Genomic DNA, 15,370 nt, shown 5'->3' on the forward strand with positions numbered 1-15,370 from the left:
CCGCCAGTCTCAGGAGCGAGTTCGTCGGTCGCCAGCAGCGCCGCCGCCCTCGTCAGTGACACGGCTTATAGAACCACCACACCCAAACCGTCAACATCCAATTTCATCCAATCGTCACTTTTCTTATAAGTAATTGATATTTAATGGAATATTTCGACATGCCTTGAGCAAACCATCGAAAACAGCGTCGAAACAGGCCGGACATCCGCGTCTGGCCTGCTCTCGCCGCGCGCCACAAGCTGAACCTTGCCAAGCCCATATCGCTGGGGCAAAGTCCGCGCTCTTGCCACAGGGCTAATCTCTATAATGCAATGACCGGCACAGCGGTTCCGCCGCGTGTTCCAAGGAGTTTTCATGCGGGTTCTCGACCTCGAAGCCACAAGGGCGGCTCTGCCCTGGGCCGATCTGATCAATGCGATTGAAGCCATGTTTGCGGGCGAATGTGTTATGCCGCTTCGCCACCACCACGATGTCGAGGTGCCCGGCGAAGCGAATGCGACCTTCCTGATGATGCCTGCCTGGGTGCCGGGCCGCTATATAGGCGTGAAGGTACTCTCGGTTTTCCCGGACAATCATCTGCGCGCGCTTCCGGCGATCTTCGGCACCTATCTTCTGTCCTCCGGCAAGACGGGCGAGATGTTGATGGCTGTCGAGGGCGGCGAACTGACGGCACGACGCACGGCTGCGACTTCGGCACTCGCGGCCAGGTATCTGGCGCAACCGGATGCCGAAGAGCTTTTGGTGGTTGGTGCCGGCCGGCTTTCGCTCAATCTCATTCAGGCCCATGCGAGCGTTCTGCCCTTGAAACGCTTCCGCATCTGGGCGCGGCGCCTTGAAGCCGCGGAAAAGACGGCGGCGGAAGCGCGGGCGCTGGGCTTTGCCGCCGAGGCTGTGTCTGATCTCGAAGCAGCGGTTCGCCATGCGGATATCGTTTCCTGCTGCACCCTGTCTTCGGAACCGCTGGTGCATGGCGAGTGGTTGAAGCCCGGCGCCCATCTCGACCTGATCGGCGCCTTCAAACCCACCATGCGCGAATGCGATGATGAAGCTGTTCGTCGCGCGGAAATCCACGTCGATACCTATGAAGGTGCGCTGCACGAGGGCGGCGACCTCGTTCAACCGCTTCTGAACGGCGTCATCATTCGCAGCGACATCCGTTCCGAACTTTCTGAACTCGTGCGCGGCAAAAAGCCGGGCCGCACGGATCCTTCGGCGATCACGCTGTTCAAATCGGTCGGTGCGGCGCTGGAAGACCTGGCAGGCGCCATTCTCGCCTATGAGCGTACGACCGGCAAAACCGCGTAAGACAAAGAATGGCATTTTCACGTGAATCACTGCCCGTCTTGCCCGTGTCCGCGGTTTTGCCGGAAATCGGCAAGGCGCTGGCCGGCGAGGGGCGCGCCGTTCTTTCCGCACCGCCCGGCGCGGGCAAGACGACGCTCGTGCCGCTTTATCTGCTGGGCGAGACCTGGCGGGGTGACGGCAGGATCGTGCTGCTGGAGCCCCGCCGTCTGGCCGCGCGCGCTGCGGCCGGACGCATGGCCGAACTGGCGAGCGAGCCGGTCGGGGAAACGGTCGGCTATCGCATGCGCCTCGACAGCCGCATTTCCACCCGCACCCGCATCGAGGTGGTGACGGAGGGCGTCTTCGCACGCATGGTGCTGGACGATCCGGAACTGGCAGGCGTGGCGGCGGTGATTTTCGACGAGTTCCATGAGCGTTCGCTGGACGCGGATTTCGGGCTGGCGCTGGCGCTTGACGTGCAATCGGCGCTACGCCCGGATCTGCGCATTCTCGTGATGTCGGCAACGCTCGATGTCGACCGGGTCGGCGAACTGCTGGGCAATCCGACCGCCATCGAAAGCATGGGGCGCTCCTTTCCCGTCGATGTCCGCCACAGCGACCGACCGGCCGGCGAAAGGATCGAGGATACGATGGCGCGCGCCATCCGCGAGGCTCATGCCTCTTCCGCCGGTTCCATCCTTGCCTTTTTGCCGGGGCAGGCGGAGATCCTGCGCACCGCCGAGCGGCTGGAAGGCCGGTTCGGGCCGGACACGGATATCACGCCGCTTTATGGCAACCTGACGCAGAAGGAGCAGGATGCCGCCATCCGGCCCGCACCCGCTGGACGCCGCAAGATCGTGCTGGCAACGTCCATTGCCGAAACCTCTATCACCATCGATGGCGTCAGCATCGTCATCGATAGCGGATTGCAGCGGTTGCCGGTGTTCGAGCCGGCCACGGGCATCACCCGGCTGGAAACCGTGCGGGTGTCAAAAGCCTCCGCCGACCAGCGGGCGGGCCGCGCGGGGCGAACCGGGCCGGGCACCGCCATTCGTCTGTGGCATCCGGGGCAGACGGCAGCACTTCAGGCCTTTACGCCGCCGCAGATTCTGTCCAGCGATCTGACGGCGCTGGTTCTCGACATGGCCCATTGGGGCGTGAAGGACCCTGCGGGGCTCGCCTTCATCGACCCGCCTCCGCCGACGGCCTTCACGGAGGCGCGCAATCTGCTCATCCTACTCGGCGCACTCGATGAAAGCGGTGATCTGACCGAGAACGGAAAGCGCATCCGTTCGCTGGCGCTGCCACCGCGCCTTGCGGCCATGGCCGTCGCTGCCGCCGCTGAGGGACAAGCACTCGAAGCCTGCCTTCTTGGAGTTCTGCTCACCGAACAGGGCCTTGGTGGTCAGAGCCCCGATCTTGAAGACCGGTTGCGCCGCTTCAAGGGTGAAAAGGGGCCGCGCGCGGAAGCAGCCCGACGGCTGGCGATGCGGCTGGCCGAAACGCTACAACCCGGCGCCCGCAAGACGGAAGAGGCCGCGCGTCCCGGTGCGCTTCTGCTGCACGCCTTTCCGGACCGTATCGCGCTTCAGCGCAGCGGGCGCGGGCGTTTCGTTCTGGCGAACGGACGCGGCGGCGAACTGGACCAAACGGAACGGCTTTCCGCCGCCGAGATGCTGGTGGTGGCCGATCTGACCGGGCGTGCCGCCCAACCACGTATTCTGGCAGCAGCGGAAATCAGCCGTGCGGAGGTGGAACGGGAGTTGAAGCCCGCGATCCGGCGCGAGGAGCAATGCCTGTTCGACCGGGACAGCCGGCAGGTGCGGGCACGGCGCGTCACGCGGCTTGGTGCGCTGGTGCTGGAGGAAACGCCCCTGCCCCGCCCGACCGGCTCGAAGGCGGCCAAGGCGCTGGCCGACGGCGTGCGACTGCTCGGGCTTGCCGCCCTGCTCTTCGGCAAGGAGGCAGGCCAGCTTCGTGATCGCATCGGGTTTCTGCACCGGGCACTGGGCGAACCCTGGCCGGACATGAGCGACGAGGCGCTGATCGCACGGCTTGACGAATGGTTCGAGCCCTTCCAGCACGAGACGCGCGGTCTGGACGACGTGAAATCCGGCAGCCTGACGGAAGGGTTGATGTCGCTGGTGCCGCATGCGGTGAGCCGCGATCTGGCCCGGTTGGCGCCGACCCATTTCGAAGCCCCAACCGGGCAAAGGCATCCCATCCATTACGATGGCGCCGAGCCGCTTCTGTCCATCCGCGTGCAGGAACTCTACGGGCTGAAGGTGCATCCGTCCGTCGGGGCCGGTCGCCTGCCGCTGGTGCTGGAACTGACCTCCCCCGCCCATCGGCCGATCCAGACGACCCGTGACCTGCCGGGCTTCTGGGCGGGTTCGTGGAAGGATGTGCGCGCCGATATGCGCGGCCGTTATCCCAAGCATCCATGGCCGGAAAACCCGGCTGACGCCGCCCCCACGACACGGGCGAAGCCGCGTGGTACATGACGGCTGACGACAGCGAGGAGCAACGCATGAATGCAACGCCGAATGATGCCAACGTGACCTTCGGGCATGATAGCCGGGCGCTTCGCCTGCACACGCTTTCCTGGCTGCGCTGGCTTGCCATCGGCGGCCAGACGGTGACAGTTCTGGCAGTGGCGCTGCTTCTGGGCTTTCCCGTTCCGCTGCCCACCTGCGTTGCGTTGATCGGGGGGCTCGCCGCGTTGAACCTCTTCATCTCGCTGCGCTACCCTTCCACCCAGCGACTTTCAGCGGAAGCGACGCTGGCGCTGCTTTCCATCGACCTGATCCAGTTGGCCGCGCTGCTCTACGTTACGGGCGGGCTCGGCAATCCCTTCGTGCCGCTGCTCTGCGTGCCTGTCATCATTTCCTTTGCCGCACAGCCGCTCCTCTATTCCTCGGTTCTGTTCGTGATCGCACTTTCGGCGACGACGGCCCAGGCCTTCTCCACCTTTCCGATTCCGTGGTATCCGGGCGAGGAACTGCATATCCAGCCGGTGATGCAGGTCGGCCTGTGGTGCGCCGTGGTTTCGACCATGGGTTTCGCCGCCTTCTATGTGTTCCGCATTTCCAGCGAAGCGACGCAGCTTGCCGATGCGCTTGCGGCGACCGAACTGGTGTTGCAGCGGGAAAAGCATCTGTCGCAGCTCGACGGACTGGCGGCGGCCGCAGCCCATGAACTCGGCACACCGCTGGCGACCATCAGCGTCGTTGCCAAGGAAATGGAGCGTGAACTGGAGCCCGACGACCGGTTCCGCGAGGACGTGGCCCTGCTGCGCAGCCAGAGCGAACGCTGCCGCGATATCCTGCGCCGGCTCACGTCGCTCTCCGCCGAGGGAGAGGAGCACATGCGCTTCCTGCCCCTCTCCTCACTGATCGAGGAGGTGATGGCACCGCATCGCGAATTCGGCGTGGCACTTGAGCTGATCGAGAAATCCGAGCGGGCGGACGAACCGGTCGGCAACCGCAATCCCGGCATTCTTTACGGTCTGGGCAACCTCATCGAAAACGCGGTCGATTTCGCCAAGAAAAGGGTCACCGTGACGGTGGAGCACAATCGCGAGCGCGTGACCCTGCTGATCTCCGATGACGGGCCGGGGTTTGCGCCAGATGTCCTCATTCATATCGGCGAGCCCTATGTGACCAAGCGAACCCGACCGGACAAGGCAGGTGGACTTGGGCTTGGCATGTTCATCGCCAAGACGCTTCTGGAACGCTCCGGCGCCCGGCTGGATTTTTTCAACGGTCCGGAAGAACGACCGGGGGCAAATGTGCGGATCGAGTGGCCGCGCTCGCGAATGGAAGCCATAAAACGAAAATGACTTTACCCGTCAGGAATTAATGGCCATAACCGTCTTCCGGGAAGGATTGCCTTTGCCGCATATGTCGCCTTGACACATGCCGGCGGTGCAGGAAAAGAAGCGGTTGCCCGCCCGCCAGCGGGTTTCCGACGGCTTGAGAGGAATTGGTAAGCGATGGTGGACAAAGGCCCGAACGGCGCACCCTCCACGTCCCAGACGGACAAGGAACATGAGGAAACCCTGCTGCTCGTCGATGACGACGGCCCGTTCCTGAGACGCCTTGCCCGCGCGATGGAAACGCGTGGCTTTGCCGTCGAGACCGCCGAATCGGTCTCCGAAGGCATTGCCAAGGTAAAGGCCCGGCCGCCGAAATATGCCGTCATCGACCTGAGGCTCGGCGATGGCAACGGTCTCGATGTCATCGAGGCGCTTCGCCAGACCGAAGCCGAAACCCGCGTCATCGTTCTGACAGGCTATGGCAACATCGCCACCGCCGTGACCGCGGTCAAACTCGGCGCACTCGACTATCTCGCCAAGCCCGCCGATGCCGACGATATCTACCATGCGCTGACGCAGCGTCCTGGCGAACGGGCCGAAGTGCCGGAGAACCCCATGTCCGCAGACCGGGTGCGGTGGGAACATATTCAGCGCGTCTATGAAATGTGCGAGCGCAACGTTTCTGAAACGGCCCGCCGTCTGAACATGCACCGTCGCACGCTGCAGCGCATTCTTGCCAAGCGCGCCCCGAAATAAGGGCGCCAGCACGACATCACAGCCTCATTCGGGCAACATCCCTGGATTCCAGTCAGCCCCGGCGGCCCATTCGGCCGCCATCAACCGGCGCGCGGCAGCCCGCGAGAAGTTCAGCATCGCGGATTTGCGCGTGGCCGGCGGCAACCGGTGTTCCGGCGCCTCGCGCAAGAGATGCGCGCCATATCCATCCGAGATGAAAAGACCGCATTCTTCCGGGAATATATCCGCCGGCACACCTCCATGGGTGGCGAAGAACAGCCGATCGCAGTGAGCGCGGTAATCAGGCCATTTGCGGTCGGTACGGAAGTCGGCAATCGAGGACTTGATCTCGATGATCCAGATCTCCCCCTTGTCCGAAACGCTGATGAGATCGGCTCGCCGACCGCTGGCCAGCGGCAGTTCCGGCAGCGTGGCGTGGCGCATCTCCTCAAGAAGGCGCTGAACGCCCCGGCGCACCAGAAGCGCCGCCTCCGACTGGCGACCATCGATAAGGGGGCCGGAGCCCGATAGACTGATCAGTGTCATGCGTCCTAACCCGCGGCTGGAATGCAACATATGTTGCAAAAAGGCCATGGCCGATAAAATTAGACTCGTGGGCCGCGATAGCCCGCAACGGCGGCTTGCCAAGCCCGGTCTTATCGAAAATAACCTTTTGACAGGAGCGGTTGCTGCACCGCCGAATCATCCTGTTTCACGAAGAGAATATCATGCGCGCCCGCAATGTCCTGACTTTGTCCAGTCTGGCAGCAATGCTTGCCTTGGCCGGTTGCTCCACCACGTCTGAAACCGCTTCCGCCGACAACAAGGCGCCGGCAGTCGAGACGGCGAAGATCGAAACGAACCAGATCTTCTCCGATTCCTACGGCGCGGTGACCGATGCCGGCTATGCCCTGCCGGCCATTCCAATCAACAAGGTCAACAAGCAGTTCCACCGCCAGGTGGTTGAATACTCCACGTCGGAAAAGCCGGGCACCATCGTCGTCGATACGCCGAAGCGCTTCCTCTATTACGTACTGCCGGGCGGCAAGGCCGTTCGTTACGGCATCGGCGTCGGCAAGGCCGGCTTTGCCTGGAAGGGCGAGGCCTATGTCGCCTGGAAGCAGGAATGGCCGACCTGGCATCCGCCGAAGGAAATGGCAGGCCGCAAGCCGGAAGTCGCCAAGTATGTCGAGAACGGCATGGGCCCGAGCATCACGAACCCGCTGGGCGCCCGCGCCATGTATCTCTTCGATGACAAGGGCCGCGACACGCTGTTTCGCCTGCACGGCACGCCGGAATGGGCCTCCATCGGCACGGCTGCTTCCTCGGGCTGCATCCGCCTCATCAACCAGGACGTCATCGACCTTTACAGCCGCGTCCGTCCGGGCCGTGGCACCCGCGTCGTCGTTCTCCAGTAAGGACCGCCGCAAGACCTCTTCGAGAAGCCGCCGGAGCGATCCGGCGGCTTTTTCGTTTGGCATAGCGCTTGCGGCATTGCCGGCGCCTTCTTTTTTTGCGACCTTCGGCTGAGCCGCCCTATCCGGCATCACAAGGATCGGAAACCATGCCTTCCATCGAGGTCTTGCTTGCCTTCGCCGTCACCACGGCGGTGTTCGCCTTCATTCCCGGCCCGGCCATGCTTTATGCCGCCGCCCGGACGATGGCTGGCGGTCGCAAGGCCGGGTTGATGGCAGTGCTTGGCATTCACACTGGCGCCTATGTCCATATCATCGCGGCGGCGGCGGGGCTTTCCGTGCTTTTCCACGCTGCGCCGCTCATCTACATGGGCGTGAAGATGGCCGGGGCTGCCTATCTCGTCTGGCTTGGCATCTCGCTGTTTCGCGCACCGGACATGGAAGGCCCCGCGCCGAAGGCCGGCTTCCGCGCCTTCATCGAGAGCGTGACCGTCGAGATCCTCAATCCGAAGACGATCATCTTCTTCACCGCCTTCCTGCCGCAATTCATTGACAGCAAAGCGGCCCTGCCAGTCTGGATGCAGTTCGCAGTGCTGGGCGTGGCGATCAACCTCATCTTCACACTTGCTGACGTGGTCTGCGTCTTTCTCGCGGGATTGATCGTCTCGCGGCTGAGGCGGTCGAGCGCCGTCCAGCGCCTGACCCGCAAAGCGGGCGGAACCCTGCTGATCGGGCTCGGAGCCCATCTTGCCCTTCAGAAAAGCTGAACGGAAAAGGGGCCGCCCTTCGGCAGCCCCTCGTCAGTTCATCAACACTCGAACCTCAACCGGCGAGCTTCGCCTTCAATTCACGGCGGCGACGGTGGAGGACCGGCTCGGTGTAGCCGTTCGGCTGTTCGCGGCCCTTCAGGACCAGATCAAGCGCGGCCTGGAAGGCAACGGAACCGTCAAAATCGGCGGCCATCGGCGTGTAGAGCGGATCACCGGCGTTCTGGCGATCGACGACGGCGGCCATGCGCTTCATCGTCTCGAACACCTGCGCTTCGGTAATGACGCCGTGGCGCAACCAGTTGGCCATGTGCTGCGAGGAAATGCGCAGCGTCGCACGGTCTTCCATGAGGCCGATATCGTTGATGTCCGGAACCTTGGAGCAACCGACGCCCTGGTCGATCCAGCGAACGACGTAGCCCAGAATGCCCTGGGCATTGTTGTCGATCTCGCGCTGGATATCCTCCGGCGACCAGTTCGGCCGCGACGCGACCGGAACCGAGAGAATATCGCCGAGAGAGGCGCGCGGGCGCGACTTGAAGCCGGCCTGAACGGCGGCGACATCAACCGTGTGGTAGTGCGTGGCGTGCAGCGTGGCGGCCGTCGGCGAAGGCACCCAGGCGGTGTTGGCCCCGGCCTTCGGGTGAGCGATCTTCTGCTCCAGCATGGCAGCCATCAGGTCCGGCATGGCCCACATGCCCTTGCCGATCTGCGCATGCCCGGAGAGACCGCATTCGATACCGATATCGACGTTCCACTGCTCGTAGGCGGAAATCCAGGCAGCCTGCTTCATGTCGCCCTTGCGGATCATCGGACCCGCTTCCATCGAGGTGTGGATTTCATCGCCCGTACGATCGAGGAAGCCGGTATTGATGAAGACGACCCGCTCCCTCGCGGCGCGAATGCATTCCTTGAGGTTGACCGTGGTACGGCGTTCCTCGTCCATGATGCCCATCTTCATGGTGTTGGGCGCCATGCCCAGCGCGGCCTCGACCTTGCCGAAGAGCTTCGAGGCGAAGGCAACTTCTTCCGGACCGTGCATCTTCGGCTTGACGACATACATCGAGCCGGCGCGCGAGTTGGCACGGCGACCGTTCGGGCCGATATCGACAAGCGCGATCAGGCCGGTGACCAGGGCGTCCATGATGCCTTCCGGGATCTCGTTGCCTTCGGCGTCGAGAACGGCGGGATTGGTCATCAGGTGGCCGACATTGCGGACAAGCATCAGAGAGCGACCATGCAGCGACAGGCTGGAACCATCCGGCGCCGTGTAGGTGCGGTCCGGATTCAGACGGCGAATGATGGTCTTGCCGTTCTTTTCAAGTTCTTCGGTCAGGTCGCCCTTCATCAGGCCGAGCCAGTTGGAATAGACGACGACCTTGTCCTCGGCATCGACGGCGGCAACGCTGTCTTCGCAATCCATGATCGTGGTCAGGGCGGATTCGGCGATGACATCGGCAATGCCGGCCGGATCGGTCTTGCCGATCAGCGAGGTCGGATCGATGCGGACTTCGGCATGAAGACCGTTCTTCTTGAGCAGGATCGCTTCCGGCGCTGTCGCCGGGCCGTTATAGCCCGCAAAGGACGCCGGATTGGCAAGGCCGGTTTCGGTGCCGTCGAGCAGCGTGACAAAGAGGGCTCCATTCTTGATGGTGAAGGACTTCACGTCCTTCCACGAACCGGCGGCCAGCGGTGCGCTGCCATCGAGGAAGGCGCGGGCCCAGGCGATGACCTTCTCGCCGCGCTTCGGATTGTAACCCTTGCCCTTCTCGGCACCGTCGGCCTCGGAAATCGCATCCGTGCCGTACAGCGCATCATAGAGCGAACCCCAGCGGGCATTGGCGGCGTTGAGCGCATAGCGGGCGTTCATGACGGGAACGACGAGCTGCGGACCCGCGACTTCAGCGATCTCCGGATCGACATTGTCGGTCGTAACGCTGAATGCCGGGCCTTCCGGCAGGATGTAACCGATTTCGCGCAGGAACGCTTCATAGGCCGCCATATCATCAGGCGAACCGTTTTCGCGATACCAGGCATCGAGCTGTTCCTGAAAACGGTCGCGCTTGGCCAGAAGCGCGCGATTTTCCGGCGCAAGTTCGTTCACGATGGCCGCGAAGGCTGCGAAATAGGCATCCGGATCGACCGACGTTGCCGGCAGGGCTTCCTTGACGAGGAACTCATAAAGACCGGCATCAAAGGCCAGTCCGTTCTTTTCAATCCGGCTCATATCTCAACTCCCATGGCGTAACGCCTTTACAGTGAGGTGCAGTTTCCCCGGATTTCGATTTTGGTCAATTCTGCAAAAGTTTGAAAGATTTTTTCCGAAATGGAAACAATCGTGCCGCAGCTGGTCTCCAGCCGAAAAAACGGCCGGGGAAAACGATCAGAGCAGCTTCCTGAGTTCGGCCAGACGGTCATTGACCAGCCAGCCGTAATAGTTCTCTTCCGGCCAGGTCTGCTGGCCGGACGCGCGCTGGGCCGCAAGCCGGCGGGCGCGATCACGCGAATTCCCGACATTGTAGAGCGTCGCGGTAATCCCGGGATTGCTGGAAATATCGACATTGGCGATGTCGTCGTAATCGTCGATCGCCCGGCGGATGATCGCCGCCATATAGGCAAGCGACCGGTCCGGGTCCATGATCGCCTTGTAGACGCCGGCGGCATCCTTTTCGTCCAGCTTTTCGAAGCCGGACTTCTTCGCCACCATGTCGGAGAGCATCAGCGCCGTCAGCGGATTGATCTGGCCGAGGCCGAAGGTCTGGCCGGCAAAGAAGGGCTGGAAGAAAACGGCGCTGAAACGGTTATCAGGGAAGGACGTTCCATCGACCTTCCTGCCGCGGAAGCTCTTGTCCCAGATGTCTTCGCGGCAAGTCCACAGTGCATAGCTGTCGGATTGCTTGCACTCGCCAAATTGCGGGCGCGCGAGGAATTCGGTGATCGTCTCGTCGCCATAACCGAAACGGAAGGAATTGCCGGTGTAGGAGGCCGCCTTGACGTAATAACTCTGCAGTCGATCATAGGCATCGACATTATACGTATGCTCCCCCACAAGCGCACCGATCATGTGGATCGGATCGATGCCGTAGGCCGATGCGGTCTTCTTGATCTTGGCGATCAGTTGCCGGTCGCTGGCGAGAAGATCACGCACCTTCTCGTATTTGCGGTCGAAGCTCGATTTCAACGCGGCGGTGCGGCGAACGGAGGAACCGGGAATGGCCGGCTGTTCAGCATTGCGATTACCTTCGGGCACAGGCGAACCTGCCAGTGCCATATCCGCCGAGGCCAGCGCCAGAGCGCCCGTCAATGCCAGAATAATCCGTCGAAGCTTCACCATTCCATCCATGATCTGCCGCACCCTCGCCGGCAGATCGGGCCGAATCGGGTCATTGCGGGGAAAGTCGCCGTCAGGCGGCTCTCCTTTAACGAAATCATAACGGCTTTGTCGAGGCGGGATCGTTCACAATCCCGCCAGACCAGGGCCGAGAGGATCAGAGAATGTAGCGCGAAAGGTCGGTATCGCGGGCGAGATCGCCGACATGCTCGCGGACATAGTCCGAATCGATCATCACAGCCGAGCCTCCGCGGTCCGGTGCGTTGAACGAGATTTCGTCCAGCACCCGCTCCATCACCGTCTGCAGGCGGCGCGCACCGATGTTCTCGACGGTCGAGTTCAGGTGAACCGCCGTATCGGCCAGCGCGTCGATGGCTTCCTCGGTGAAGTCGAGGTTCAGTTCTTCCGTCGCCATCAGCGCCTTGTACTGGCGAATGAGGCTTGCTTCCGTTTCCGTGAGGATGCGGCGGAAGTCCTCCTTGGTCAGCGGTTTCAGTTCGACACGGATCGGCAGACGGCCCTGAAGTTCCGGCAGCAGGTCCGAGGGCTTGGCGACGTGGAAGGCGCCGGATGCGATGAAGAGGATGTGATCCGTTTTCACCGGCCCGTATTTGGTCGAAACCGTGGTCCCTTCCACCAGCGGCAGCAGGTCGCGCTGCACGCCTTCGCGCGAAACGCCGGCTCCCACGCCGCCATCGCGGGCAGCGATCTTGTCGATCTCGTCGATGAAGACGATGCCGTCGTTTTCAGCCGAACGGATCGCCTCGCGCTGGATGACCTCGTTGTCGATCAGCTTGTCGGATTCATCGCGGATGAGGTCCGGATAGGATTTGGCGACCGTGGTGTGCACTTTCTTGGTACGTCCACCCATGGCCTTGCCGAACATTTCCGACAGGTTGAGAACGCCGATATTGGCGCCGGGCATGCCAGGGATCTCGAAACCGCCCGGCTGGCCGGAGCCACTGTCCGCAACTTCGATGTCGATTTCCTTGTCGTCCAGTTCGCCGGCGCGCAGCTTCTTGCGGAAGCTTTCGCGGGTGGCGGGCGAAGCGGTGGCGCCGACCAGCGCGTCGAGCACCCGCTCCTCGGCATTCTGATGGGCTTTCGCCTCCACTTCGGCGCGCTTCTTCTCGCGCGTCAGGGTGATGCCGACCTCGACCAGGTCACGGACGATCTGCTCGACATCGCGGCCGACATAACCGACCTCCGTGAACTTGGTGGCCTCCACCTTGATGAAGGGCGCACCGGCAAGCTTGGCCAGACGACGGGAAATCTCCGTCTTGCCGACACCGGTCGGGCCGATCATCAGGATGTTCTTCGGCATGACCTCATCGCGCAGCCCCTCTTCGAGCTGCTGGCGACGCCAGCGGTTTCTGAGCGCAATGGCGACCGCACGCTTGGCGTCGTGCTGGCCAATGATGTGACGGTCCAGTTCGGACACGATTTCACGGGGGGAGAAATTCGTCATGATGCTCTTGTCCTTGCGTCCATCTCAACGTTCGGCATCGAGCGTTTCGACGATCATGTTATGGTTGGTGTAAACGCAGATATCGGCCGCGATATCGAGCGCGCGGCGGGCCACCTCTTCGGCGCCCCTATCCGTATCCATCAGCGCGCGGGCGGCGGCGAGTGCGTAATTACCGCCGGAACCGATGGCAATGGCGCCATGTTCAGGCTCGAGCACATCGCCATTGCCGGTGATCGCGAGCGTAATGTTCTTGTCGGCCACGATCATCATGGCCTCGAGATTGCGCAGATACTTGTCGGTGCGCCAGTCCTTGGCAAGCTCCACGGCGGCGCGCATGAGCTGGCCGGGATATTGCTCCAGCTTCTTTTCAAGCCGGTCGAGCAGGGTGAAGGCATCTGCCGTTGCTCCCGCAAAGCCGGCGATGACCTCGCCGCCCTTGCCGATGCGGCGCACCTTGCGGGCATTGCCCTTCATGACAGTCTGGCCAAGGCTCACCTGACCGTCACCGGCCATCACCACCTTGCCGTCCTTGCGTACAGAGATAATCGTCGTCATTGGAAAGTCCTTCAGGCTCCGGAAACGGTCCGGGCTTTGTCGTGCGTTGGACTTTATGTAAGTGCACCCGGCACGAATGCAATGCGGCCAAACACCCGCAATGATTCTGGCCTTGGGGTCCTTTGCCTGCTAAGGAACGGTCACCTATATTCGTGCATGCCGTTATCGTGAAACCGCTGCACATTTTTGCACGACATGCATCATTCAGGGAGAAGCCCGACATGACCGAAGCCGCCAGCCGCAAGGCCAGCGTTTCCCGCACAACCAACGAGACCGCCATTTCCGTTTCCGTTTCCATCGACGGCACCGGCACCGGCAAGATTTCGACGGGCGTCGGCTTCTTCGATCATATGCTGGACCAGCTTTGCCGCCACTCCCTCGTCGACATGGATATTTCCGTGAAGGGCGATCTGCATATCGATGACCACCACACGGTGGAAGATACCGGCATCGCGCTCGGGCAAGCCATCTCGAAGGCGCTGGGTGACCGGCGCGGCATCACCCGCTACGCCTCGCTCGATCTCGTGATGGACGAGACGATGACCAAGGCGGGCATCGATGTTTCCGGTCGGCCCTTCCTCGTGTGGAACGTGAATTTCTCCGCGCCGAAGATCGGCACCTTCGACACCGAACTCGTGCGTGAATTCTTTCAGGCCTTTGCCCAGAATGCCGGTATCACGCTGCATGTTCTGAACCATTACGGCGCCAACAACCATCATATCGCCGAGACCTGTTTCAAGGCCGTCGCGCGGGTGCTCAGAGCAGCAACCGAAATCGATCCACGCCAGGCGAACCGGGTTCCCTCCACCAAGGGCACGCTGGTCTGATCCGTTGTCCGGACGCCTCGCCAAGAGAGGGTTCCCTCCATGGCAAGCTATGTTTTCCTGACCCCGCCGGGTCGCGCGCCAGGTGATGAAAAAACCGTCGTTCTACGCGACGGCTTTTCTTTCCTTGCCTATCTTTTTCCGCCCGTGTGGTTCCTGCTGCACCGGCTCTGGTTCGAGGCCCTGCTTTCCGTCCTTCTGCTGGTGCTGGCTGGTCTTGTCGCGGAGACCGGGCATCTCGGCCTCGCCGGCCCCTTCCCTGGCATCGCGCTCTGCCTTTTCTGCGGGCTCGAAAGCGGCAATCTGCGGCTTCGTCACCTCGAACGGAAAGGCTTCCGGCTGGAGGCCGCCCTTGAAGCACGGAATCTTGCCGAGGCCGAGGAAATCTTCTTTTCCAAAACGCCGCTTGCGACTAGAACGCCGGTGAATTCAGGCGCAAACCCGGCACCGGCCGCTTTCAGGCCCGTGGGCGACCATCGCCCGGTGCTTGGTCTTTTCGATTTGCATGGAGGACGCTGAGTGATGCGCGTCGCGATCATCGACTACGGTTCGGGCAATCTGCGCTCGGCCACCAAGGCTTTCGAACGCTCCGCCCGCGAGGAGGGGATCGAGGCCGAAATCATCCTGACCGACAAGGCCGACATCGTTGCCGCTGCCGACCGGATCGTGCTTCCGGGTGTCGGCGCCTATGCCGATTGCCGCGCCGGTCTCGACGCCGTGCCGGGCATGGTGGATGCGCTTCGCCACGCCGTCGAGGAAAAGGCCCGCCCCTTCCTCGGCATCTGCGTCGGCATGCAGCTCATGTCCTCGCGCGGGCTTGAAAAAACGGTCACGCAGGGGCTCGGCTGGATCGAGGGCGATGTCGTGGAAATGACCCCGTCCGACCCCACCCTCAAGATCCCGCAGATCGGCTGGAACACACTGACGCTCAACCGTCCGCATCCGCTTTTCGACGGCATTCCCACGGGCGAAAGCGGCCTGCACGCCTATTTCGTACATTCCTACCATCTGGCCGCGGCAAAGCCTCAGGACGTAGTCGCGACAACCGATTACGGCGGCCCGATGACCGCCTTCGTCGGTCGGGACAACATGGCCGGCGCCCAGTTCCACCCGGAAAAGAGCCAGACGCTCGGTCTCAAGCTTATTGCCAACTTCCTGAAATGGACGCCGTGAC

General features: G+C 62.4%; 14 protein-coding genes. 9 read left to right on the forward strand and 5 right to left on the reverse strand.

Annotated elements, in window-relative coordinates:
• Positions 1–354 precede the first annotated feature (354 nt).
• The 4 genes from lhpI to GGQ66_RS12970 all read left to right on the forward strand — a co-directional run bounded on the left by lhpI (position 355) and on the right by GGQ66_RS12970 (position 5,857).
• The gene (lhpI, locus tag GGQ66_RS12955; protein ID WP_183793143.1) at positions 355–1,305 is read left to right on the forward strand and encodes a bifunctional Delta(1)-pyrroline-2-carboxylate/Delta(1)-piperideine-2-carboxylate reductase; all 951 of its coding nucleotides are present in this window, start codon (positions 355–357) and stop codon (positions 1,303–1,305) included.
• Positions 1,306–1,313: 8 nt separating this feature from the next.
• Positions 1,314–3,788, forward strand: a complete 2,475-nt coding sequence (gene hrpB / locus GGQ66_RS12960; protein ID WP_183793144.1) for an ATP-dependent helicase HrpB — start codon at positions 1,314–1,316, stop codon at positions 3,786–3,788.
• 26 nt (positions 3,789–3,814) lie between these two features.
• Positions 3,815–5,125 (forward strand): ActS/PrrB/RegB family redox-sensitive histidine kinase, encoded by a 1,311-nt coding sequence (locus GGQ66_RS12965; RefSeq protein ID WP_183793302.1) that lies wholly within the window; start codon positions 3,815–3,817, stop codon positions 5,123–5,125.
• Between the two features lie 153 nt (positions 5,126–5,278).
• Entirely contained in the window at positions 5,279–5,857 is a 579-nt protein-coding gene (locus tag GGQ66_RS12970; RefSeq protein WP_183793145.1) for an ActR/PrrA/RegA family redox response regulator transcription factor, read from the forward strand.
• A 24-nt stretch (positions 5,858–5,881) separates the two neighbouring features.
• Here GGQ66_RS12970 and GGQ66_RS12975 read toward each other — a convergent pair whose 3' ends face one another.
• A complete protein-coding gene (locus tag GGQ66_RS12975) occupies positions 5,882–6,382 on the reverse strand; it encodes an MmcB family DNA repair protein (RefSeq protein ID WP_183793146.1) in 501 nt (166 codons plus the stop codon).
• Between the two features lie 182 nt (positions 6,383–6,564).
• Between GGQ66_RS12975 and GGQ66_RS12980 the strand changes: the two genes are divergently transcribed.
• Both GGQ66_RS12980 and GGQ66_RS12985 read left to right on the forward strand, forming a co-directional pair.
• Positions 6,565–7,254: a L,D-transpeptidase gene (locus tag GGQ66_RS12980; protein WP_183793147.1), complete on the forward strand. Its 690-nt coding sequence runs from the start codon at positions 6,565–6,567 to the stop codon at positions 7,252–7,254.
• A gap of 146 nt (positions 7,255–7,400) precedes the next feature.
• Positions 7,401–8,018 (forward strand): LysE family translocator, encoded by a 618-nt coding sequence (locus GGQ66_RS12985; protein WP_183793148.1) that lies wholly within the window; start codon positions 7,401–7,403, stop codon positions 8,016–8,018.
• Positions 8,019–8,073: 55 nt separating this feature from the next.
• Here the strand turns inward: GGQ66_RS12985 and GGQ66_RS12990 are convergent, their stop codons facing one another.
• From GGQ66_RS12990 to hslV, 4 genes are all read right to left on the reverse strand, one after another.
• Positions 8,074–10,245 (reverse strand): malate synthase G, encoded by a 2,172-nt coding sequence (locus tag GGQ66_RS12990; RefSeq protein ID WP_183793149.1) that lies wholly within the window; start codon positions 10,243–10,245, stop codon positions 8,074–8,076.
• Positions 10,246–10,401: 156 nt separating this feature from the next.
• Complete coding sequence (locus GGQ66_RS12995; protein WP_183793150.1) at positions 10,402–11,352, reverse strand: DUF1402 family protein; 951 nt, start codon at positions 11,350–11,352, stop codon at positions 10,402–10,404.
• A 154-nt stretch (positions 11,353–11,506) separates the two neighbouring features.
• Positions 11,507–12,817, reverse strand: coding sequence for an ATP-dependent protease ATPase subunit HslU (gene hslU / locus GGQ66_RS13000; protein ID WP_183793151.1), 1,311 nt, complete (start codon positions 12,815–12,817; stop codon positions 11,507–11,509).
• A gap of 24 nt (positions 12,818–12,841) precedes the next feature.
• A complete protein-coding gene (gene hslV / locus GGQ66_RS13005) occupies positions 12,842–13,372 on the reverse strand; it encodes an ATP-dependent protease subunit HslV (protein ID WP_183793152.1) in 531 nt (176 codons plus the stop codon).
• Between the two features lie 221 nt (positions 13,373–13,593).
• Here hslV and hisB point away from each other — a divergent pair, with 221 nt between their 5' ends.
• Genes hisB through hisH form a run of 3 tightly spaced genes read left to right on the forward strand, consistent with a single transcriptional unit; the run spans position 13,594 to position 15,369 of the window.
• On the forward strand, positions 13,594–14,199 hold the full coding sequence (gene hisB, locus GGQ66_RS13010; RefSeq protein WP_183793153.1) for an imidazoleglycerol-phosphate dehydratase HisB: 606 nt from the start codon (positions 13,594–13,596) through the stop codon (positions 14,197–14,199).
• Between the two features lie 39 nt (positions 14,200–14,238).
• The gene (locus tag GGQ66_RS13015; RefSeq protein WP_183793154.1) at positions 14,239–14,715 is read left to right on the forward strand and encodes a DUF2628 domain-containing protein; all 477 of its coding nucleotides are present in this window, start codon (positions 14,239–14,241) and stop codon (positions 14,713–14,715) included.
• A 3-nt stretch (positions 14,716–14,718) separates the two neighbouring features.
• A complete protein-coding gene (gene hisH / locus GGQ66_RS13020) occupies positions 14,719–15,369 on the forward strand; it encodes an imidazole glycerol phosphate synthase subunit HisH (RefSeq protein WP_183793155.1) in 651 nt (216 codons plus the stop codon).
• Position 15,370 lies beyond the last annotated feature (1 nt).

Origin of the sequence: Allorhizobium borbori, assembly GCF_014196535.1 — a bacterium.
GTDB lineage: Bacteria > Pseudomonadota > Alphaproteobacteria > Rhizobiales > Rhizobiaceae > Ectorhizobium > Ectorhizobium borbori.

Coding starts and splice junctions, on each gene's coding strand:
- hslU (WP_183793151.1), bottom strand. CDS start 12,817: ATGACGAATTTCTCCCCCCGTGAAATCGTGTCCGAACTGGACCGTCAC.
- hrpB (WP_183793144.1), top strand. CDS start 1,314: ATGGCATTTTCACGTGAATCACTGCCCGTCTTGCCCGTGTCCGCGGTT.
- hslV (WP_183793152.1), bottom strand. CDS start 13,372: ATGACGACGATTATCTCTGTACGCAAGGACGGCAAGGTGGTGATGGCC.
- GGQ66_RS12980 (WP_183793147.1), top strand. CDS start 6,565: ATGCGCGCCCGCAATGTCCTGACTTTGTCCAGTCTGGCAGCAATGCTT.
- GGQ66_RS12985 (WP_183793148.1), top strand. CDS start 7,401: ATGCCTTCCATCGAGGTCTTGCTTGCCTTCGCCGTCACCACGGCGGTG.
- GGQ66_RS12965 (WP_183793302.1), top strand. CDS start 3,815: ATGAATGCAACGCCGAATGATGCCAACGTGACCTTCGGGCATGATAGC.
- GGQ66_RS13015 (WP_183793154.1), top strand. CDS start 14,239: ATGGCAAGCTATGTTTTCCTGACCCCGCCGGGTCGCGCGCCAGGTGAT.
- GGQ66_RS12995 (WP_183793150.1), bottom strand. CDS start 11,352: ATGGTGAAGCTTCGACGGATTATTCTGGCATTGACGGGCGCTCTGGCG.
- hisH (WP_183793155.1), top strand. CDS start 14,719: ATGCGCGTCGCGATCATCGACTACGGTTCGGGCAATCTGCGCTCGGCC.
- GGQ66_RS12970 (WP_183793145.1), top strand. CDS start 5,279: ATGGTGGACAAAGGCCCGAACGGCGCACCCTCCACGTCCCAGACGGAC.
- lhpI (WP_183793143.1), top strand. CDS start 355: ATGCGGGTTCTCGACCTCGAAGCCACAAGGGCGGCTCTGCCCTGGGCC.
- hisB (WP_183793153.1), top strand. CDS start 13,594: ATGACCGAAGCCGCCAGCCGCAAGGCCAGCGTTTCCCGCACAACCAAC.
- GGQ66_RS12990 (WP_183793149.1), bottom strand. CDS start 10,245: ATGAGCCGGATTGAAAAGAACGGACTGGCCTTTGATGCCGGTCTTTAT.
- GGQ66_RS12975 (WP_183793146.1), bottom strand. CDS start 6,382: ATGACACTGATCAGTCTATCGGGCTCCGGCCCCCTTATCGATGGTCGC.